Annotated in this window: 19 protein-coding genes and 1 other annotated feature; of the genes, 3 read left to right on the forward strand and 16 right to left on the reverse strand. The window is 33.4% G+C overall.

The annotated features are described in order from the left end of the window. Positions 1-66 precede the first annotated feature (66 nt). On the reverse strand, positions 67-2,166 hold the full coding sequence (locus tag FD18_RS03900) for a peptidoglycan D,D-transpeptidase FtsI family protein (RefSeq protein ID WP_057718728.1): 2,100 nt from the start codon (positions 2,164-2,166) through the stop codon (positions 67-69). 115 nt (positions 2,167-2,281) lie between these two features. Between FD18_RS03900 and FD18_RS03905 the strand changes: the two genes are divergently transcribed. Further along, entirely contained in the window at positions 2,282-4,861 is a 2,580-nt protein-coding gene (locus tag FD18_RS03905) for a YfhO family protein (protein ID WP_057718729.1), read from the forward strand. A gap of 45 nt (positions 4,862-4,906) precedes the next feature. Here FD18_RS03905 and greA read toward each other — a convergent pair whose 3' ends face one another. The 6 genes from greA to FD18_RS03935 all read right to left on the reverse strand — a co-directional run bounded on the left by greA (position 4,907) and on the right by FD18_RS03935 (position 11,584). Then, positions 4,907-5,389: a transcription elongation factor GreA gene (greA, locus tag FD18_RS03910; protein ID WP_057718730.1), complete on the reverse strand. Its 483-nt coding sequence runs from the start codon at positions 5,387-5,389 to the stop codon at positions 4,907-4,909. Between the two features lie 81 nt (positions 5,390-5,470). Continuing rightward, positions 5,471-6,565, reverse strand: coding sequence for an endolytic transglycosylase MltG (gene mltG, locus FD18_RS03915; RefSeq protein WP_057718731.1), 1,095 nt, complete (start codon positions 6,563-6,565; stop codon positions 5,471-5,473). Positions 6,566-6,628: 63 nt separating this feature from the next. Beyond that, positions 6,629-9,043, reverse strand: coding sequence for a phenylalanine--tRNA ligase subunit beta (gene pheT, locus FD18_RS03920; RefSeq protein WP_057718732.1), 2,415 nt, complete (start codon positions 9,041-9,043; stop codon positions 6,629-6,631). Then, positions 9,043-10,092, reverse strand: coding sequence for a phenylalanine--tRNA ligase subunit alpha (gene pheS, locus FD18_RS03925; RefSeq protein WP_057718733.1), 1,050 nt, complete (start codon positions 10,090-10,092; stop codon positions 9,043-9,045). Before pheS ends, pheT begins: the two co-directional genes overlap by 1 nt. Before the next feature lie 35 nt (positions 10,093-10,127). Further along, positions 10,128-10,336, reverse strand: a binding site (T-box leader). Positions 10,337-10,380: 44 nt separating this feature from the next. Beyond that, a complete protein-coding gene (locus FD18_RS03930) occupies positions 10,381-10,737 on the reverse strand; it encodes a winged helix-turn-helix transcriptional regulator (protein WP_057718734.1) in 357 nt (118 codons plus the stop codon). 85 nt (positions 10,738-10,822) lie between these two features. Then, positions 10,823-11,584 carry a TrmH family RNA methyltransferase gene (locus FD18_RS03935; protein ID WP_057718735.1) on the reverse strand — a complete coding sequence of 254 codons (762 nt, stop codon included), beginning with the start codon at positions 11,582-11,584 and terminating at the stop codon, positions 10,823-10,825. Positions 11,585-11,683: 99 nt separating this feature from the next. Between FD18_RS03935 and FD18_RS03940 the strand changes: the two genes are divergently transcribed. Both FD18_RS03940 and yidC read left to right on the forward strand, forming a co-directional pair. Further along, complete coding sequence (locus FD18_RS03940; RefSeq protein ID WP_057718736.1) at positions 11,684-11,959, forward strand: acylphosphatase; 276 nt, start codon at positions 11,684-11,686, stop codon at positions 11,957-11,959. A gap of 63 nt (positions 11,960-12,022) precedes the next feature. Next, complete coding sequence (gene yidC, locus FD18_RS03945) at positions 12,023-13,006, forward strand: membrane protein insertase YidC (protein ID WP_057718737.1); 984 nt, start codon at positions 12,023-12,025, stop codon at positions 13,004-13,006. Positions 13,007-13,057: 51 nt separating this feature from the next. On the opposite strand, the gene FD18_RS03950 is transcribed toward yidC, so the two are convergent. The 9 genes from FD18_RS03950 to FD18_RS03990 form a co-directional block, all read right to left on the reverse strand. Beyond that, complete coding sequence (locus FD18_RS03950) at positions 13,058-14,596, reverse strand: HAMP domain-containing sensor histidine kinase (RefSeq protein WP_057718738.1); 1,539 nt, start codon at positions 14,594-14,596, stop codon at positions 13,058-13,060. Then, positions 14,562-15,290, reverse strand: coding sequence for a response regulator transcription factor (locus tag FD18_RS03955; RefSeq protein ID WP_057718739.1), 729 nt, complete (start codon positions 15,288-15,290; stop codon positions 14,562-14,564). The genes FD18_RS03950 and FD18_RS03955 overlap by 35 nt, the downstream gene beginning before the upstream one ends. A gap of 83 nt (positions 15,291-15,373) precedes the next feature. Continuing rightward, a complete protein-coding gene (locus tag FD18_RS03960; protein ID WP_057718740.1) occupies positions 15,374-15,922 on the reverse strand; it encodes a DUF177 domain-containing protein in 549 nt (182 codons plus the stop codon). Further along, complete coding sequence (locus FD18_RS03965; RefSeq protein WP_057718741.1) at positions 15,922-17,079, reverse strand: nucleotidyltransferase; 1,158 nt, start codon at positions 17,077-17,079, stop codon at positions 15,922-15,924. Before FD18_RS03965 ends, FD18_RS03960 begins: the two co-directional genes overlap by 1 nt. A 10-nt stretch (positions 17,080-17,089) precedes the next feature. Beyond that, positions 17,090-17,437, reverse strand: coding sequence for a ribosome silencing factor (rsfS, locus tag FD18_RS03970; protein ID WP_057718742.1), 348 nt, complete (start codon positions 17,435-17,437; stop codon positions 17,090-17,092). Between the two features lie 19 nt (positions 17,438-17,456). Then, on the reverse strand, positions 17,457-18,053 hold the full coding sequence (gene yqeK / locus FD18_RS03975) for a bis(5'-nucleosyl)-tetraphosphatase (symmetrical) YqeK (RefSeq protein ID WP_057718743.1): 597 nt from the start codon (positions 18,051-18,053) through the stop codon (positions 17,457-17,459). After that, a complete protein-coding gene (locus tag FD18_RS03980) occupies positions 18,046-18,672 on the reverse strand; it encodes a nicotinate-nucleotide adenylyltransferase (protein WP_057718744.1) in 627 nt (208 codons plus the stop codon). Before FD18_RS03980 ends, yqeK begins: the two co-directional genes overlap by 8 nt. Continuing rightward, entirely contained in the window at positions 18,672-19,781 is a 1,110-nt protein-coding gene (gene yqeH / locus FD18_RS03985; RefSeq protein ID WP_057718745.1) for a ribosome biogenesis GTPase YqeH, read from the reverse strand. Before yqeH ends, FD18_RS03980 begins: the two co-directional genes overlap by 1 nt. Further along, complete coding sequence (locus FD18_RS03990) at positions 19,778-20,296, reverse strand: YqeG family HAD IIIA-type phosphatase (RefSeq protein WP_057718746.1); 519 nt, start codon at positions 20,294-20,296, stop codon at positions 19,778-19,780. The genes yqeH and FD18_RS03990 overlap by 4 nt, the downstream gene beginning before the upstream one ends. Between the last annotated feature and the right edge of the window lie 239 nt (positions 20,297-20,535).

Here is a 20,535-nt window from a genome sequence, read left to right on the forward strand (position 1 = left end):
CACCACCTACTTATTTAGTTAACTGTTAAACTATACCATGTTTTTCGTACTTTTACCAGTACTTTTCTATTTATTAAGCTTGAAGTAATCTTCAACCATTTCTTTTGCAACTTGAAGAGTATAACTTCCTTCTTTATCTGGATCAAGTCCTGGGAAGACAACTGCAACAGCTAATTTTGGATCTTTTGAAGGAGCATATCCAACAAAAGTTGCATTAATAACTTCTGGTGCCTTTGGATTACCCGGATTATCTTCATCATAGTAGAAAGTCTGAGCAGTACCAGTCTTACCAGAAATTGATGGTTTTACGTCCTTTAAGCGGTGAGCCGTTCCCCACGCATTAGTACCATGAACAACGCGATACATTCCTTGGTGAATTACATCAAGTTGATCTTGAGTCCAAGGAATACGCATCTGAACCTGAGGCTTAGTATTATACATGATAGAAACTTTATTTCCTTGAGAATTAGTTTCACCAACTGATTGAACCAAATATGGACGCATACGGTACCCACCATTAGCAATAGTTGAAATATATTGTACTAATTGAATTGGAGTATAAGCATCATAGTTACCATAAGATAAGTCAAGGACGGATCCAGTCAATAATTGACCAGCAGAGTTATATGATCTACCTTGAATACCTGACACTTCTCCAGGAAGATCGACACCAGTCTTTTGTCCCAAACCAAACATTGCAAAATTACGTCTTAATTTAGTAAATGCATCGGATGGCATTGAGATAAAACTATGAGGTGTATATTTAGCATTTACCCACCTTAAAGCTAGCTGCATCATGTAGATGTTACTTGAAACTTCAAGTGCTGTTGGAGCATCTAAGCTACCAAAAGTACCAACTGGGTAAACTGATTTCTTAATTGGAGAACCCGGCAAATAAATTGGCGTATCCGGCATCACACTATTAGTTGGTGTGATAATTCCATTCATTAGTCCTCCTGCAACAGTTGCACCCTTGATTGCGGACCCCATAACAAAAGACTTATTAATGACACCTAACGCATCGTCAGTGTCTTTTCTGGTCTTAGCATTATGATTAATGCCAGCAATCGCCAACAATGCACCAGTCTTAGGATTCATTGCTACGGCATATGCCCCATTTGAATACTGCGTAGCGCCAGCAGCTTGAGCAGAAGCATACACTTTCTTCAAAGTCTTCTCAACTTCTTGTTGATACTTAGCATTCATTGTCAAAATCAGGCTAGCACCACTTTGACCTTTATAAACAGTCTTAGTCTGTTCAACACTATCTTTAGACTTAGTAACCACTTGAGACTTAGATTTAGTTCCCTTTAAAAGTGGTTCATATTTTTCTTCTAGATAACTAGTACCTACTCGGTCATTACGTGAATATCCCTGAGTTAAATAGTATTGTAAGTTATCACTTGGTAAACCAGCCTTTTCTGAAGAAACAGAACCAATAATACTTTTAATTGATTTTCCATTTGGATAGTTTCTAGACCAGTCTGTTCCAATACCTACACCAGGTAATTCAGATAAGTGTTCCCCAACTAAGGCTATTTCACGGTCAGTTAGTCCCTTGTTCTTAATGTAGATAGTTGATAGTGTATAAGCCCCTGAAATCTTATTAAAGATCAGAGCAGCTGTTTTTTGACGTTTCGTAAAATGAATATTTTGCTTTTCAACGCGCTTTAAGACATTATCATAAATCTGACTTGAACTTAATGCATCCCCATTACTGTCATAACGCTCAGATTTTGGCAATTTAGCTGTCTCTTTTTCTGAAACTTTGCTATTAGCCAAATAATAATCGTAAAGCTGTCTTTGGGTAGGTTTTTCATCATCAAGTGTAATATATTGACTTAAAGCGTTAGAAACCTTATATATTTGACTAGACGTAATGCTAGAATTTTTGGTATAAGTAATTGCGTTATTAGCTTTATTACCTACCAAAACTTTACCACTACTGTCATACATCACACCACGTGGCACGTTATTTGATACAATTTTTTGGTCGGTTTGTTGAACCTCTGCTTGAAAACGACCACCATAAAAGAGTTGCAGATATGCTAATTGACCAATTAATAATAAAAATAAAACTAAAATGACGCCCAAAATAATTTTCATTCTTAGGGGCGTCGAAGTGGAATTTCTATTCGAACCTTTACTTTGTTTTAAATAATTCAAAATTCTAACCTCACTAAACTAGAATTGATTTTAGCAAAAAAAGTATATAAATTCTATTTTTCTAACAATGAAAATCGCAATAATTATATATTCTTAATAAGTAGGATACTTTTCAATGATTATCGAAAAATTTAAATCACATTTAAAAACCAAATATTTATATTGGCTTTCATTTTTACTGCCAGCTCTTATTTTCGCTAGCTACTTTATATATCGTAATCAAGAGATCTTAACTGTTGATTTAGGTCAACAATATATTGATTTTCTCTCATTTTATAAAAATAATCTATTTTCTAATCCTTTAAACCTAGTCTATACCTTGAGTAGCGGATTAGGAAATTCGTTTATTGGGACATGGGCTTATTATTTAACCAGTCCCTTTAACCTTTTACTATTTTTATTTTCAAATTCTCACCTTCCAGAGGCAATCCTTTTAATTATTAGTCTGAAGGTTGGCAGTATTGGGTTAAGTAGCTTTTATTATTTTCAAAAATTCTTTACAGGCGATAATAAAATTTTTGCTTTAGCTGCGAGTCTAGCTTTTTCATTAAGTGGTTTTGTCATCAGCTACAACTTAAACTTAATGTGGCTTGATAGTTTAATTTTATTACCTCTCTTATTAGATTCAATTGACAAATTATTTGTCCCCAAAAAGCACTATTTTTACCTAATTGGAATTACTTTTTTACTCTGGTTCACCAACTTTTATACTGGTTTTATGACACTTTTCTTTGGGTTACTTTACTTTATCAGTAAGTTAATTAATTATTCTTTTTCAAAAAAGAAGATTATTTCCCAATACTTTATAAAAAGTTTCCTAGGGACAACTTTAGCTGCCTGTGTGCTCCTACCAACATTTTTTGAAATATTAAATGGAAAAATCCATTCAGATACTTCCTTATCTATGGGAATGCAATTTTCTCCATATCAAGTATTTTATAAACTTACCATCGGCGCCTTTAATTTCACTGAAATGGAAAAGGGCTTGCCAAATATCTTTTTAACGAGTTTATTTACACTACTATGCTTACTCTACTTTATTAATCAAAAAATATCTCTTAAAGAAAAAATCACATCAGCTATTCTCTTAATATTTTTATTCTTTTCTTTTAGTTTTAATCCATTAGTACTCTTTTGGCATTTAGGTCAATATCCTGTTTGGTATCCAGCTCGCTTTAGCTTTATTTTTTCATTCTATGCTATTTATCTTGGCGTGCAAGTTCTTGCCCGTACAAAACAATTTGACTTTCTCAGTAAGTTAGCATGTGTAATTTTAGTCATCTGTCTTGGTATCTTTCTTTTCCTAAATATTCATCAAAAAGAATTTCTAAATCAAACCAATATCATCCTTACAATTTTATTCTTTTTATGTAGCTTACTAATCATTCTATTCTTTAATTACAAGTGGATTCCGGTAATATTTTTTGGTTTAGTTGGTCTTGAAGTAAGCATTAATTTACTAGCTAGTTTAGATAATATTTCTTATCAAAAAAATTATGACTATTCTAATTTCACTAAAAATGTTTCAGAGAGCATAAATTATTTACATAAATATGATTCAGGACCTTACCGAACAGAAAAGACATTTACTCGATCTGATAATGATCCACTAAGCAATAACTACTATGGTATTAGTAACTTCAATTCTATTTCAAATCGATCAATTATTAACTTAGTTGAATATTTAGGACTGGAAAATAATGATAATTCTTTTACTAATAACTATGCAACTCCCTTATCTGATAGTATTCTAGGCGTCAAATATAATATTGTACCAATTAAAAATCGTCGCAATCTTCCCGAAAAGGAACAAGTTGTTTTCACAAATGCCTTTTATCGTCCCGATTTAATTACAAATAAAGTTGTTAAAAGCTTTAAACAATTACAAATTAGACAAAATTCAACTGCATTACCACTTCTTTTTGTCTCTCCTACTCATAAAAAAACTAGGTTTTATCCAAGTATGCCTGCTACTAATCAAAATCTTCTATTTGATAATATTACTGGTAAAAAAACAAATTTATTTAATAGCTTATATCTAACCAATCCAACCAAAATACAAAATGTTAAGCCGACTAAGAATCTTAATGAATATAAAAAAATCAAAGGCAAACAAACGTCCGCAATTATTTTTAATATATCTTCATTTCAAAAAGGGCCTTATTATCTAGAGCTTCCTTCAAATCTAGATGAAAAAACAACGTCAGTCGTTGTTAATGGTCATTCACTTAATAATCAAGATCTAGGAATTTCAACTAAACTGCTAAATATCGGTTATTACTCAGCCAACACATCAATTAAAATTATTTTTTATTTAAATAATAAAAATATCAATTTGAATGGTGTGCGTGTTCTTCAATTTAGACAATCAAATTTTAATAAAATTATTCACCAATTCAATAAACGGCAGCCTGTAACTCAGCAAACAAGTCCAATCACCCTAACTATTGATTACAAGGCCAAAAATAAACAAATTTTAAATTCTACTATTCCCTATTCAAGTAACTGGTTACTCTTAGATAATGGTAAAGTACTTAAAAAACAAAAATTTGCTCACACATTTTTAAGTGCTCAATTAAAAAAGGGGTATCACCATATTACTTTAATTTATATTCCAATTACTTTTATAATTGGAATTTTAATTTCAATTATGTCACTCAATTTCATACTCGTCTTTAGACCAAAAAAGGATTAACTGCCATTATGACAACTAATCCTTTTTTAATAAAATTATTAAATATTAATTCAATGTTTTAACTTCATTGATAGTAACATCAAATGTTCCACCAGGAGTATTAATAGTTACTTTTTCACCTTTCTTCTTGCCAAGTAAAGCTTGGGCAATTGGTGAATCATTAGAAATCTTACCATTAAGTGGATCGGATTCATCAGAACCAACAATGGTATAAGTTTCTGGATCATCAGTACCTACTTCTGTATAAGTAACAGTTTTACCAATAGAAACTTCATTTGGATCAACACTATCTGCATCAACAACTTGTGCATACTTAAGCATTTGTTCAATTTGAACAATACGTTGTTCTACAGCACTTTGTTCATCTTTTGCAGCATCGTATTCTGAGTTTTCTGATAAGTCACCAAAAGATCTAGCAACCTTAATTCTTTCAATAACTTCTGGACGCTTTACTAACTTTAAATTTTTTAATTCCTTCTGAAGCTTTTCCTTACCTTCAGCAGTCATTGGATAAACTTTTTCTGCCATATTAAAAAATTCTCCTTACCTATACCTATTTTTCTTTGCACCAAACAGCTTATGTTTTCTATCTAAAAAAGTCAACCATTTTTACTGACCTAAACTACTATTACGCTTCAAATGTTCATCGTAATTTTCATTGTAGTAAACTTTACCAGTCTTAAGATTTGCAACAAAGTAGAGATAGTTAGACTTAATTGGGTTCAAGACAGCACTAATTGAATCTAAACTTGGATTATTAAACGGTCCAGGACCATATCCCTTGTGAACATATAAGTTATATGGAGACTTAACTTTAATATCCTTTAATGACAAAGAGTGCTTATGCTTATTCAGCGCATACATAACTGAAATATCAGATTGCAGTGGCATATTTGCCTTAAGTCGGTTAAAGAATACTCCAGCAATCATTCTTCTGTCTTTAGATTTAACACCTTCACGCTCTACTAAGGAAGCTAAAGTTAACACTTCCTGAACCGTCAAATGTTTCTTTTTGATAGAACCATAGTATGGTTGCAAAACCTGATTAGTTTTATCAACCATTTGGTTAACTAATTCCTTTAAAGACGCTCCTTGATAAACATCATACTTAGCTGGGAAGAGATAGCCTTCTAAGTGATAACGAACACCCTTACTATTCATTGAACTAGTTAAAAGTTTTGGATATTGTTTCTCTAAGCTCTTCATGAAGTCTTGATCTTTCATCAACTTCAAGAAATCTTGACGACTATACTTTGTATTTTTACCAACTGTAGTAGCGATACTATCAATAGTTTGACCTTCTTTGATCAAAACATGACCAACAATTGGTCGTCCGCCACCGCCCTGCAATTGACTAACAATTTCCTTATTATGCATTGAAGGCGACAGATAAAAATTACCTGCCTGAAAATTAGTCGCACTATGACTCTTCAGCCAAAAATTAAAAACTGTTGCATTTCTAATAATTTTTTTATCTTGTAAAATCTGAGCAATTTGACTATTAGTTGCACCTTCAGGAATATGGACACTAACTACATCTTCATCATGGCGATTAACAGGTTGAAGTGCATAACCTACATAGCATCCCCCGATTAGAATAACTAAAACTAAAATAGCTCCAACTCCGCTAAGAATCCAACGCGTAATCTTTTTAGATGCTTCTTCTTCTAACTCATGATTCTTCTTTTTGTCTTGATTCAGCAAATGCTCTTCCTCCGAAAATCACAAAAATCTAAGACAATTATAGCAAAGCTTTCTTAAAAAGAATTAACGAACTTTAATCTTTAGACTTTCTTTCAGAGCTGCCTCAACTTTTTCCATTGCTTTAGCTACTACTTCATCAGTCAAAGTATCTTTCTCATTCAAGAAAGTTAATGAATAGGAAATTGACTTATGTCCCGATTCAATTTGACTACCTGAGTAAACATCAATTACTCGAATATCATGAAGATATTTTCCACCATTTAATTTAATTTGAGCTTCAATTTTGGCATTAGTTATTGCATTTGGTACTAATAATGATAAATCACGCTCAATTGCTGGGAACTTAGGTGCGGCTTTAGCTTTCATTCCCTTATCAAGCATTGAAGTAATAAGATCTAAATCAATTTCATAAACATAAATCTCGCTACCGCGTAAAGCTTTATCAAGAGTAGTTACAGTATGAGCCAACATCCCGATCAAACCGACATATTGATCTTTAATGTAAATACCAGCAGTTCTAGTTGGGTGCATACCGCCAATAACTTCTGCACGATACTCTACATCTGCATCTTTTATGCCAAGAGCTCTGAATAAGTTAGTCAATTGACCTTTTACAAAGTAAAAATCAATCTTTTGATCTAAATGTTGCCAATTAGCTGATAAAGTATGACCCGAATAAAGAGCAGCTAAATGTTCATGTTCATTAAAACTATTGTTTTCATGATCATAAACTCGGCCTTGCTCGAATAAGGCTAATTCCTTTTGTTTACGTGCCATGTTGTAGCTTGCCGCGTCAACTAAACCAGTTATTAAGTTTTCTCGCATAGTTGAACGACTTGAATTTAATGGCCATTGCACTTCTACAACTGACTTTGGATCCTTAGTAAAGGAAATTGCTTTTTCTGGAGAGGTTAATGAATAAGAAATTGCTTCCATTAATCCTTGTCCTTGCACAATATCCTTGATTCTGCGCATTGCTGTTTCTTTTTCTGAATAACCGCCATGAGTTTCGGCTAAAAGAGGCTGAGTAGACTTCAAGTTATCATAACCATAAATTCTACCAACTTCTTCCACTAAGTCAGCTGGAATAGAAATATCCCATCTTCTATTAGGGACAGTAACAATTAATTCGTCTTCAGATCCACCAGCGGTAAAGCCTAGACGATCAAAAATCTTTTTCATTTCAACTCTGGTCAATTCTGTTCCTAACACCTTATTAATGTAAGAAACTGTGGTTTTAACCACTGAAGGATTTCTTTGAACATCAGTTGCTTTAATTTCGCCTTCGTTAACTGTAGCAGCTGCATCATTACGTAATAATAAGGCTGCCATATCTAAAGCTTTTTGAGTATTATCCCAATTAACACCCTTCTCAAAACGACTAGATGCTTCAGTTCTATTAGCATGGCGTAATGCTGATTGTCTAACGCTAGTTCCGTCAAAAATAGCAGATTCTAAAATCACATCTGTAGTACTATCTTCTACTTCTGAATTCTTTCCGCCCATTACTCCAGCCATCATTACCGGTTTTTCACCATCAGTAATAATAATATCGTTTGGATCTAATTCAACTTCTTTATCATTTAATAAAGTAAGTTTTTCACCTTTATTAGCTTTTCTAACTTCTAACTTACCATCCTTAAATGTACGCGCATCATATGCATGTAGTGGCTGACCAGTTAAAAGCATAACGTAGTTAGTTACATCAACAACATTATTAATTGGCCGAATTCCTGCATTCCACAGACGTCTTTGCATCCATAATGGACTTTCACCAATTTTTACATTAGATACTTTTCTTAAATAGAATTTAGGTGCTAATTTTTCATCAACTTTAACATCTAATTCATCAGTCCAGTCGGGACCATCAGCTTTAAGAACCACTGGTTCAACTTTAGTTTTTTCATCAACAATTGCACCAACTTCGTAAGCTGCACCTTCCATTGATAATGTATCAGCACGGTTTGGAGTAATATCAAAATCTAAAATGTAATCATTCATACCAAGTGCTTCATAAACATCTTCACCAGGTTTTACATCAGAATCTTTAGGAAAAACAAAAATTCCATCAGCATATTTTGGTGGGACAACTTTGTCAGCAAAGCCAATTTCTTGAAGACCACAAATCATTCCATTTGATTTAATGCCGCGAATTTTTCCACGCTTAATCTTTTCATTGCCTGCAATACGCGCACCATGCAAAGCAACAATTACATCTTCACCAGCGGCAACATTAGGTGCTCCACAAACGATTTGAATTGGTTCATCTTCACCGACATCAACTTGGCATTTATGCAAGTGAGTTCCTTCAATATCTTCACATTCAATAACATGTCCAACTACTAATTTTTTCAAACCTTCTGCTGGATGAACTACTGATGCAATTTCTACACCAGTTCTAGTAATTTTTTCTCCTAAATCTTTAGGATCTTCACTTAAATTAAGAAAGTCTTTTAACCAGTTATATGAAACGAGCATTAATTTTCCTCCTTACGGAATTGTTCTAAGAAACGAACATCATTAGTGTAGAAATCACGAATATCAGAAATGCCATACTTCAAAATAGCAAAACGGTCTAAACCTAAACCAAAGGCAAAGCCACCGTAAACTGTTGAATCAACACCTGCATTTTCTAAAACATTAGGGTGAACCATTCCTGCTCCCAATACTTCAATCCAACCAGTATACTTACAAATTGGACATCCCTTACCATTACAGTTGAAACACGAAACATCCATTTCAACAGATGGTTCAGTAAATGGAAAGTAAGATGGACGAAGGCGAGTCTTACGATCTTGACCAAACACGTGCTTAGCAATCATCTCTAAAGTTCCCTTAAGGTCTGACATAGTAACATTTTTATCAACTACTAAACCTTCCATTTGTTGGAATTGGTGAGAGTGAGTTGCATCATCATCGTCTCTACGGTATACCTTACCAGGACCCACCATCTTTAATGGCCCCTTAGAAAAATCATGCTTTTCTAAAACCCTAGCTTGATCTCCTGAAGTTTGAGTTCTAAGCAGATCTTCTTCATCAATATAGAAAGTTGCTTGCATATCACGAGCTGGGTGATCCTTAGGTAAATTCATCATTTCAAAACAGTAATGATCAGTTTCAATCTCTGGACCTTGTACTACTTCATAACCCATTCCAATGAAGTAGCTTTCTAAGTCGTCTAAAATAATATTGATTGGATGCTTTGAACCTAAATGTCCTTCACGACCAGGCAAAGTCACATCAATTTTTTCTTCTTCAAGTTTCTTAGCAATTACTGCTTGTAAGAAATGATCTTTTGCTTCATCCAATTGCTTTTGAAGAATATCACGAACTTGATTTACTTCTTGACCAACCTTGGGTCTATTTTCTGGTGCAATATCTTTCATTGAGTGTAGGATTTCAGTTAATTCACCCTTACGCCCCATTAATTCAACTCTGATCTTATCAAGCATTTTTTGGTTTTCAGCTTGCTTAATTTGATCTAAACCTTCTTCTTTTAACTTATTTATTCTATCGAATAAGTCCATCTCATTTTCCTTTCCAACAAAAAAAGCTCCGTCCCAAAAGGGACGAAGCTTCGCGGTACCACCCTAGTTTGAACTAGCACAAATAAAGTGCGTATTCACACTCTTTTCTTGTAACGGTGAAATACCGGAATTGATTAGATTCTGCTCCTAAGATGAAATTCATGCTTCTATCCTAAGTTTCTTTCACCAATAAAACTCTCTCTAAAAAGATATCCACACTACTAATCTTAATCATCGCATTTAGTATAATAGTATCTTAAAACTTTTTATTAAACTTTGCAATTATTCTTAGGCCCACTTATCAGCCCAATTGTGAACCTGATCAAAAACAGGCTGTAAATCTGCACCCTTTTGAGTCAAAGTATAGCTAATAATACCACTCTTTTGATCTACAGTACGATTAACGATGCCCTCTTTTTCCAGTTCTTTTAATCGCTCAACTAAAACTCGATCAGAGCACTTACTAATGCAACGAGCTAGATCTTTAAATCGCATTGCATTAGTATCACATAACGAACTAATAATTAACCCATTCCATTTTTTACCAATAATTGCAAAAGCATCAATAAAATGCGAACACAGTGAATAATCTTCTGGATCTGGACAGTCAGTCATTTTAGGTTTGCTTTCAATTTCTTGGGACATACATATTCCTCCTAAAAAATTAAAATTTTTCAATCATCTATACTAAAATTATAGTAATATTACTTACTAAAAACAAGCTATTCGCTTATGAAAAATGATAAATCATTATACCTGCTGCTACCGCTGCATTCAAGGATTCTGCCTTTCCTTTAATTGGAATATAAATCTTCTTGTCTGCTGTATTAATTACTTCTGGACTAGCTCCATGTGCTTCATTTCCAATTACTAAAGCTAATTGAGGAACTGGAACGCAATTATTCAAAGACTTAGCGGTCTTATCTAAAATACTTACGTAAATAGGAATTCCATTTTCTTTAAAACTACTAATGGATTCTAAGACTAGATTTTGAATAATTTGAATATGAAATTGGCTTCCTTGCATACTACGTTGAACTTTTGGATTATATAAGTCAACGCTTTCCTCAGATAAGACAACACCATCAAAACCAGCTGCATCAGCGGTACGAATAATGGTACCAACATTTCCTGGATCAGTTAAATTATCTAAAACTACCCATTTTCCATATTCAAAACTAAAAGATTTAGGCTGATTGATTGGCAACACCATAAAAATATCTTGACTATTTTTGGTACTACTTAAGTGCTCTGCAATAGCATCAGTAATTTGAATTACTTTATTATCCTTTAATTGATAATTAGGAGTAAGTTTGTTTAAAGCTGCTTGAGTACCTAAAATATATAAATAATTTTCATGATTTTTTAAGGCTTCTTCAACCAAGTGAAAGCCCTCAATTAAATATGTTTGGGTCTTTTTGCGATATTTTTTTTGTTCAAGTTTTCTAATACTTTTAATTGTAGGATTGCTTGCTGAATTAATTTCTATCATAAATTTATACTTCCTTCTAATTCTAATATTTTAAATTACTTGACTCAAAATTAACATGTTAAAATTTAAATTAGAATAAACAGAAAAGAGCGAATAATAATGAAAACTGTCAAAATGAGAGTTACAGGACTTGTACAAGGTGTTGGTTTTAGATGGACTACACAAATGATTGCCCAAGAATTGGGTATTACTGGAACCGTTAAAAACAATCCCGATGGATCAGTCTCAATTGTCGCCCAAGGTGATGAACTCCCTTTAGAACATTTTATCAAAAAAATTAAAGCATCGCCTTCAGTTGCTAGTCATGTCGACCATGTTGATATAGATACAATTTTAGACGCAGAAAAATTCACTCGCTTTAGTGTGGTTTATTGATACTTTAACAAATAACTAGTAAACTTTATTGCAGTAACAATAAAGTAGGAAAGGTTATAGTTAATGAAATCGAAAACTAAATATTTTAGTCTATTTGCCATGCTAGGAACTCTTGCATTAATTCTAAGTGGTTGTGCCAATAATGGACAAAGCATCTACCAAGCACCTACTAGTGGACCATATGCATGGGTTTTCAGCCTATTTGGTAAGCCAATTCAAAATATCATGCTTGCTGTTGAGCATCAAATTGGTGGTACTAATGGAGCGGGTTGGGCAATTATTATTATTACTTTTGTTGTCCAATTAATCGTTATGCCTCTTCGTTTGTCATCTCAACGTAAGATGACTACGCAACAAGAAAAAACTCAAAAGTTGCAACCGCAAATGAAGTTAATTCAAGAAGCACTTAAAAAGCCGGGGCTAACTCAACCTCAACAAATGCAAATCAGTCAACTTCAAATGCGAGTATACAAAGAAAATAACATGTCCATGATGGGTGGTATGGGATGCCTACCACTGCTTATCCAGCTTCCAATTATGATGGGAATTTATCAAGCGGTAGCTTATTCTAAAGAATTGGCAGCCTCAAGCTTCTTTGGAATTTCACTTGGACAACGATCGATTATTTTGACTGTTATTGCAACCTTGCTTTATATAATTCAAGGATATCTTTCAATGGTCGGAATACCTGAAGAACAAAAGAAGGCAATGCAGATGACATTAATTTTAAGTCCTGCAATGACTTTCTTCATTAGTATTTCCGCTCCCGGTGCCCTAGCTCTTTACTTCTTAGTAGGTGGTTTTATTGCGATTTTGCAACAGTTAATTACTACTTTTATTATTATGCCAAAAGTTAAAAAAGATGTTGCTAAAGAATTAAATGATCGGCCATTAAAGGTTGTAGTTACACAAGAAACGATCGATAATATTCTTAATACAAGTTCTTCATCATCAACTACTACTGAAGATACAAAAAACCTTCACCAAGATTTAAGAGCACGTAATGCAGGCAAGCAAAAACGTCCCAATAACTCTGATAAAGATTAATAACTATAGATAACACGACAAAAAGGGAATCCTAAACGGATTCCCTTTTAATTATTTAACTAAATCAGACTTTAACAGTGGAAATTCAATCATAAATTTGCTACCTGAGCCAAGTGTAGAACTTACACTAATTTTTCCATGATAGCTCTCTACCAATTTCTGAGCAATCGCTAAACCTAAACCATTGCCACCCTTTTCACGAGTTCTAGCCTTATCCACACGATAAAAGCGATTAAAAATCTTATCTTGTTCTTCAGGTGCAATTCCTTCACCAAAATCTTGAACAGAAATTTTAACTTTATCTTCTTCAGTTGCTGCATCGACTATAATTTCTTTACGATCATTAGAATACTTAATTGCGTTGTCAATTAAAATAATTAAAATTTGCTCCAAATGATTACGGTAAATTTTGACAATTGTATCAGGTTTCAAATCAGCATCATCATATGTAATAGTAAAGTCCTGATGAATCATTCTCATATCATTTACTGTTCGATTAAGAACTTCATTGACATCCGTTGTTTTATCAGGATATTGTAAATCAACCTGCTCAGCTCTAGTTAAATCAAGCATTTCCTGGATTAAGTGTTTCATTCTCTTGCTTTCTTGAAGAGATGCTTGAATTGACTCTTCAAGTACTTGAGGATCATCTTTTCCCCAGCGCTCAAGCAAATTTAAGTGTCCTTCAATTACAGCTACAGGCGTACGTAATTCATGAGAAACATCCCCAACAAACTGTTTCTGCTGTTGCATATAGGCTTGCATTCGATCAAGCATTTCATTAAAAGAAGTCGCCAATTCTCCTAATTCATCATTTCGATGCAAATCAGGTACTCTTCGCTTATCTGTTGGATCTTTATTGATATCGTGAGAAATTTGTGACATTTTCTTAATTGGTCGTACGACACTATTAACAATCAAGTAAGACAAGCCAATAAAGATCACAATTGCAATAATTGATAGACTTATCATCCAAGTTCGAATCGACTTTAAAACATGATTCTGCTGGTCCATTGAATTATCAACTACTAAATAACCCGTTAGACGATGTGTTTTATCAGAATAAATTTTCTGATAAATTTTCATATGGATTTTTCCACGAGTTGTAACGATTTTTAAAACATGATTTTCTGTTTTACTAAAGTTAGGCATCCCATTATCAGGAACATTACCATTACTAAAGACAACATCCCCCTCAGGATTATAAATCGTAATACTCGTATCACGATTAGATAAAGTTGCTAAAATATCGTCATTAAAGACATTCCCACCATCATTTGAAGTAATTGGCGTTTGTCCTTCTAAAATTCGATTAGTATTAGGTGAAAGTTGAGGAACAACATTTGAAATCTGCAAACTTGTTGGAATTTCAACTAATCTTCTCTGAAAGGTAGTAGCAACACTTTCAGTCAGATTTCTTTCCTGTGATACTATTTGTTGCTTAACTAAAGAATAAATTGCAATTGAAAATATAACAAAAGAGACCGTAATTGTCGCTGCTACTAAACTCACCCACTTAAAAGTTAGCGAGGACTTGAGGGTCTCTTTGGTTGACTTATTTTGTTTCTTCGCGTGCTTCATCATTTTCATCCGTTCTCACCATATAACCGGTACCACGAACAGTCTTGATGTATGATGGACGACCTGGTACATCGATTTTATTACGTAAATAACGCACATAAACTTCGACAACGTTAGTCTCAATCTTAGATTCGGGGCCCCAAATCTTATTCAAAAGTTGTTCTCTCGTAACAACATTATTTTTGTTTTCAATTAATGTCATTAACAAGTTATATTCACGTTTAGTTAAATCAACTGTACTGTCACCACGATGAACAATTCGATTAGCAGTTTCAATAGTTAAATCATTAAAGTGAACAACTTTTTGGACACCCATAGTGTCCCCCATAGCTCTCTTTTCAATTTGTACTCTTCTTAAAACGGCACGTAAACGAGCCAATAATTCTTCAATTGCAAAAGGCTTAACAATATAATCATCAGCACCGTGATCTAAGCCAGAAACACGATCAATTACAGAATCTCTAGCAGTCATCATAATGATTGGAGTAGTCTTTTCTTGACGAACACGACGAGCAATTTCTAACCCGTTCAAGTCTGGCAACATCAAATCAAGTAGAATTGCGTCAAAGTCTTCGTTTAAAGCTAAATCCAATCCTTTCCGGCCGTTTCCTTCAACTTGAGTTTCATACTTTTCATGTTTTAATTCTAGTTCTACAAAACGGGCAAGATTTTTTTCATCTTCAATAATCAGAATTTTACTCATTATTTTCTCCACTACTATCTAATTTGGTTAAAAATTTTATTAATAAATTAATATTAAATTTAAAGATACATTAATGCAAGAGATTATTCATTCTTTTTATCATCATTAAATAAATCTTTTAATTTAGCAAAAGCAGGATTTTCCTTATTAGATTGTTCTTTTTGATAATCTTCTTGAGAAACAACTTTCCAGCCCTTTCCTTCAGGAAAATCACCTTCAGATTCTTCTTCAGGAGTAAGAATCACTGATGGCAAGCTCAACAGCAAGTTATCTTCAACAGCTTTTTGAAGATCAATCACATCATCTTTAACAGTTACAATTGTATCTTCTTCATCAAGCTGCTCCTGAGTAGGTTCTACTTCACTGTAGTTTTCAGTAAAATTAAATTTTTGATGTAATTCTACTGGCTTTAGACTACGAGTAGACGGTGCTACAACATCTGCTTCTACTGTAAAGTTTCCAGTTACAAATGGTTCATCATAGAAGAAGTCTCCACTTACGTGAACATTTTTTGCATCTATAAGTAATTCTTTACTTCTATCAAAAAATTCTTTACTTAGTTCAACATCTTCATCAACATGCGTTAATGGATTACGACTATTTTTTATTTGTGAATATGAAAAATTTAACATTATTTTACCTCGATTGGTCTCCGACCAAAGTTTTGATCTTTACCCATAATTTGTTCAAAAAGTCTATCTACTTTAACCTGTAACCCTAACGTTCCAGTAGTTGCATTTCTCTTATCCACTTTAGATATAATAGGAAGTTCAACATCTTTTCGAATTTTTTTTAGATAATTTCTGCCCCGGTTATTATATCCAAGCAGCAAAGTGGAAGTATCTTGATACGAAGCCTGCATTTCATCTGCTGTTACATTTAAAAGCGTATAAAGGCAAAGTCGTCTTAATCGAGCATATGTATAGCGTTTAGACTTTATTTGACGCAGAAATGAAGTGAAATCTTCTGCCGTATGGATTTCTTCCTTCATTTTATATTCTAGTCCTTCACTCATTTGATAAATTAATCGTAAGTTTTCTACACTTGCACTCTCAATTCGATATTTTAAAAATTTAAATAACAGATTCCAATTTGGATAAACTTTTTGTTTTTCTAAAGCTATTAATTCACCTTTAGGTAGATATTTTTTTAATTCTGTTAAGTTATCAGGATGATGCAAACAATAATTTCTAATTGCTGTAGCTGACGAAATAATTTTATCCTGCAGAAGCGGATCATCATGTCCACTACCCAATCTAGTCACAGGGTGTAGATGAAGCGGATGCTCCAATTGCTCACTAGCTACTGCATAAGCAACAGCTAACATCATATTAGGTTGGTTTACTTCATGACCAATTTCTCTAGCAATCATTTCGTTATACTGAGTAGCATAAGTTTGAGTATAATCACTAAAATCTAGTCGACTTTTAGGAATTTGACTTATTTTTTGTCCTAAATATGAAAAGTTTAAATTAGCATCCTCTACTCCAAAAAATAATTCTGATGCCCCTAAATCGCTTAACATCTTAATACTACCATTAGCAAAAATATCAGCTGGTTGAACTGCAAAAGAAAAAGGAAGTTCAAATACTAAATCAGCACCTGAATTCAAAGCAGCCTTAGCTCTTTGCCACTTATCCATAATTGCCATCTGTCCACGTTGAACATAATTACCTGACATTATAACAATAATCGGATCGTTTTCAGCAACTAAACGAGCCTGATTTAGCAAAAATTCATGCCCGCTATGAAAAGGATTATACTCGGCTACAATGCCAATTACACTCATACTTTTACCTTTACTCTAAATTTAACTCTAATTTCTTACCATTGCTCCATAATTTTTCTAAACCGTAAAAGTCTCTTGCGTCTTCAGTAAATACATTTACAATTACGTCGCCCATATCTACTAAAAGCCAGTTAGAGTCACGAGTCCCTTCAATTCGATAATCTTCTTTTCCATGTTCATGAATCTTATCAATAATGCTGTTCACAATTGCATGAAGTTGACGATTGGAACCAGCAGTTGTTACCACATAATAATCAGCTAAAATACTAATTCCTTGCATATCATATGCTTCAGTATCTTCACCATGTCTTTCATCAATTGCTTCTACAGTTAAGTCTAATAATTTCTTACTTTCCATTTATTTTTCCTTTCAAATCCTAATCCTTTACAGACCATTTATTATATGCAGCAAAAGTTTTAGGATAAATCTTTTTTCTATTAGTTATTAAAAAGTCAAGCGTATGCGCTAATTCAAAACCTACTCCATCATCTAAATTGGCATAAGCTATCTTACGCGCCTCTTCTACACCAGAAAAATCACGGCCCGGCTCAATAAAATCCGCTACAAAAACTATTTTATCTAATGTAGTCATTTCAACATCAGCAGTTGTATGACGTCTGATAGCCATCAAAATTTCTGGATCAGTTATCTTTAATTCTTTTTCAATAAAATATGCTCCAACAATTCCATGCCAAATAGCACGATTATAGTTAAGCAGATCTGGATCAAAATTTTGTTCTTTAATTACCTTAATAAACCGTTCTGGCGCTACTTGTTTGGCATAATCATGGATGAAGCCAGCCAAGGCTGCCTTATCGGGATCATAATTATTAAGCTTAGCTAACTTACGGCTAGTCTGACTTACGCCAATACAGTGTTTAAATCTCTTTTCATCCATGTTGCTTTTTTCTTTAGCAATAATTTCGTCAGAAGTTAACGAGGAATAAGTATTAACAAAATTAATTTCATTCACGATATAAGCCTCTTGATTCAATATATAATCGTACACTTTCGGGTACTAGGTAGCGAATAGAATTGCCAGTAGTTATGTTTTGACGAATTAAAGAAGATGAAATATCTAAATTAGGTGCATCAACCCAAATCATTGGAAACCTTGGATTTTGCGGATAGTTTGGCCTTCTAACCCCAACTAAGGTAGACAACAAAGCGATTGTTTCAGGCTCACGCCAATTTTCAAAATCATTTACTTCATCGCTGCCCATAATCAAATAGTACTGATTACGTGGCGCCCTCTTTTTCAAATAGCGTAACGTATCAACTGTATACGACGTACCGCCTCGCATAATTTCAAATAATTTAACATGGAAATAGGGATTATCATGCGTAGCTAATTCGAGCATAGCACAACGATCTTTTACACTCACATTCCCCGCTAATTGCTTATGAGGTGGCGTATTATTTGGGATAAACCATATTTCATCTAAATGAAGCTGCTTTCTAACCTGTTCTGCCATAACTAAATGAGCTATATGAATTGGATTAAAAGTTCCACCCATAATTCCAATTTGCTGAGCAGAACTTGTTGCTGGTTCAAATTTTACTTCCGACTTTTCTTTTACAACACACTGCATTATATTAACGCTCTTCTAATCCCTAAACCAATTCCTTCTGGAGTATAAGCCTTAACGACAACGTCAGCGGGCGTTGTAATAAAACCTACGCCTCCAAATAAAATATCGCTTTTTTCTTTTGGTGAAAAAGTTTGGCCCTTCAAAGGTCCTAAATTATCTTCTTTTCTTGGCGGAAGAAGCAAATCATCTTTATGTTTTTCATAAAAAGTATCTGCATTCTCCGTTTTCGTTCTATGAACATAAAGATCTCGAGCCACATAAATAGTAAAACCAGCTGAAGGTCCATCAACATAATCAAAGCGTCCTAAACCAGCTAAGAAAATTGTTTGTCCTGGTAAAAGCTGATAAGTTGCGGGCTTTAGTGGCTTTTTTGGTTCAACCACTTCAAGCTCTTTTCCACTTAAATGACTGGCTAATTGGTTAGCATTCAAAATTCCGGGTGTATCAATCAAATAGTGCCCATTAGAAAGTGGAATCTTAATTTCATCTAAAGTTGTCCCAGGAAACTTAGAAGTAGTAATTACATCCTTTAAATCACTGTTCATATTAATGATGGCATTAATTAAAGTTGATTTACCTACATTGGTCGTCCCAACAAAATAAATATCTTTCTTTTCACCCTTCTTAGCCAAAAAAGCCATTAAGTCTTCCAAATTTTTCTTCTTAGCAGCTGAAACCAAAAAGATCTTTTCTGGCTTCAAACCGTTTCGATTAGCTTCTTGGCGCATCCAGTCTTTGATTTTTGATTCTTTTGAATTTTTAGGAAATAAATCTACTTTATTTCCTACCAAAATATATTCATTTCCACCAATAAAACGTTTAATTGATGAAATTAATGAGTTACTAAAATCAAATAGGTCAACTACATTAACCACCAAAGCCTTTTTTTGACTAATTGAATTAAGCAAAGCTAGAAAGTCATCATTATTCTCTTCTACTGGCATAATTTCATTATAATGCCTTAACCTAAAACAACGTTGACAATATACTTCATTATCATCACTTTCTAAGGCTTTCTTTAAGGCAGAAGATGGCAAATAACCCGACTTTTTAGGATCTTGATCTTGCAATACACTTCCACAACCAATACAACGTAATTCTTCACTCATTCTAATTTCTCCTTAAAAACTATTGGCTTTTTTAAATTCAAAAAGAAAAAAATAAATTTTTCAAAGAAACGATTAATTCTTGTATTCCATTTATCAGTTTCAACTAATGGTTTAACTAGTACCGTAGCTACTCCAGCCAAATTTCCAGCTTGGATATCTGTAATCAACTGGTCTCCTACCATTAAAACCTGATCTTTTTTTAAATTTAATTCTTTCAATTCCTTATTGATACCAATGGGAAGAGGCTTTCTAGCCTTTGCAATAAAAGAAATATGATATGGATTCAAAACTTTTCCAATACGTTCAGAATTATTATTCGAGATAACAACTAACTGAATCCCATATTTAGCTAAACGCTGATTAAGTTGATCCATTTCAACTGCAGTATCAGACTTATTCCAAGCTAATAACGTATTGTCTAAATCACTAAAAACGGCCTTAATTCCCATCTTTTTCAACTGCTTTGGATCTAAATTATAGATAGTATCTATTGTATAACGAGGTCTAAACAACATTAAAAAATCTCCACTTTTTTCTCATATCTATAATATCAGAAATCTTTAATCTTTAGAAACATTTGATGATTGAAAAATTAAATTTGACTTTTATTTTTTGCTTCAGATCAAGAAAAGAAATATTTACTCTATATCTTTAATTAAAATGAGAAAAAATGCTCCGCTAAAGCGGAGCATTTTTAATAGGCTCTATAATAAATCCTGTTGATGGATATCTATGATATTCTATCGACAGGATT

This window comes from Lactobacillus taiwanensis DSM 21401 (assembly GCF_001436695.1).
Taxonomy (GTDB): Bacteria; Bacillota; Bacilli; order Lactobacillales; family Lactobacillaceae; genus Lactobacillus; species Lactobacillus taiwanensis.

Excerpts from the sequence above, each read along its gene's own strand:
- FD18_RS03980 (WP_057718744.1), bottom strand. The coding sequence starts at position 18,672 with ATGCAGTGTGTTGTAAAAGAAAAGTCGGAAGTAAAATTTGAACCAGCA.
- FD18_RS03930 (WP_057718734.1), bottom strand. The coding sequence starts at position 10,737 with ATGTCCCAAGAAATTGAAAGCAAACCTAAAATGACTGACTGTCCAGAT.
- pheS (WP_057718733.1), bottom strand. The coding sequence starts at position 10,092 with ATGGACTTATTCGATAGAATAAATAAGTTAAAAGAAGAAGGTTTAGAT.
- rsfS (WP_057718742.1), bottom strand. The coding sequence starts at position 17,437 with ATGGAAAGTAAGAAATTATTAGACTTAACTGTAGAAGCAATTGATGAA.
- FD18_RS03940 (WP_057718736.1), top strand. The coding sequence starts at position 11,684 with ATGAAAACTGTCAAAATGAGAGTTACAGGACTTGTACAAGGTGTTGGT.
- greA (WP_057718730.1), bottom strand. The coding sequence starts at position 5,389 with ATGGCAGAAAAAGTTTATCCAATGACTGCTGAAGGTAAGGAAAAGCTT.
- FD18_RS03990 (WP_057718746.1), bottom strand. The coding sequence starts at position 20,296 with ATGTTGTTTAGACCTCGTTATACAATAGATACTATCTATAATTTAGAT.
- FD18_RS03935 (WP_057718735.1), bottom strand. The coding sequence starts at position 11,584 with ATGATAGAAATTAATTCAGCAAGCAATCCTACAATTAAAAGTATTAGA.
- pheT (WP_057718732.1), bottom strand. The coding sequence starts at position 9,043 with ATGCTCGTTTCATATAACTGGTTAAAAGACTTTCTTAATTTAAGTGAA.
- FD18_RS03950 (WP_057718738.1), bottom strand. The coding sequence starts at position 14,596 with ATGAAAATGATGAAGCACGCGAAGAAACAAAATAAGTCAACCAAAGAG.
- FD18_RS03960 (WP_057718740.1), bottom strand. The coding sequence starts at position 15,922 with ATGTTAAATTTTTCATATTCACAAATAAAAAATAGTCGTAATCCATTA.
- FD18_RS03905 (WP_057718729.1), top strand. The coding sequence starts at position 2,282 with ATGATTATCGAAAAATTTAAATCACATTTAAAAACCAAATATTTATAT.
- FD18_RS03965 (WP_057718741.1), bottom strand. The coding sequence starts at position 17,079 with ATGAGTGTAATTGGCATTGTAGCCGAGTATAATCCTTTTCATAGCGGG.
- yqeH (WP_057718745.1), bottom strand. The coding sequence starts at position 19,781 with ATGAGTGAAGAATTACGTTGTATTGGTTGTGGAAGTGTATTGCAAGAT.
- yidC (WP_057718737.1), top strand. The coding sequence starts at position 12,023 with ATGAAATCGAAAACTAAATATTTTAGTCTATTTGCCATGCTAGGAACT.
- FD18_RS03955 (WP_057718739.1), bottom strand. The coding sequence starts at position 15,290 with ATGAGTAAAATTCTGATTATTGAAGATGAAAAAAATCTTGCCCGTTTT.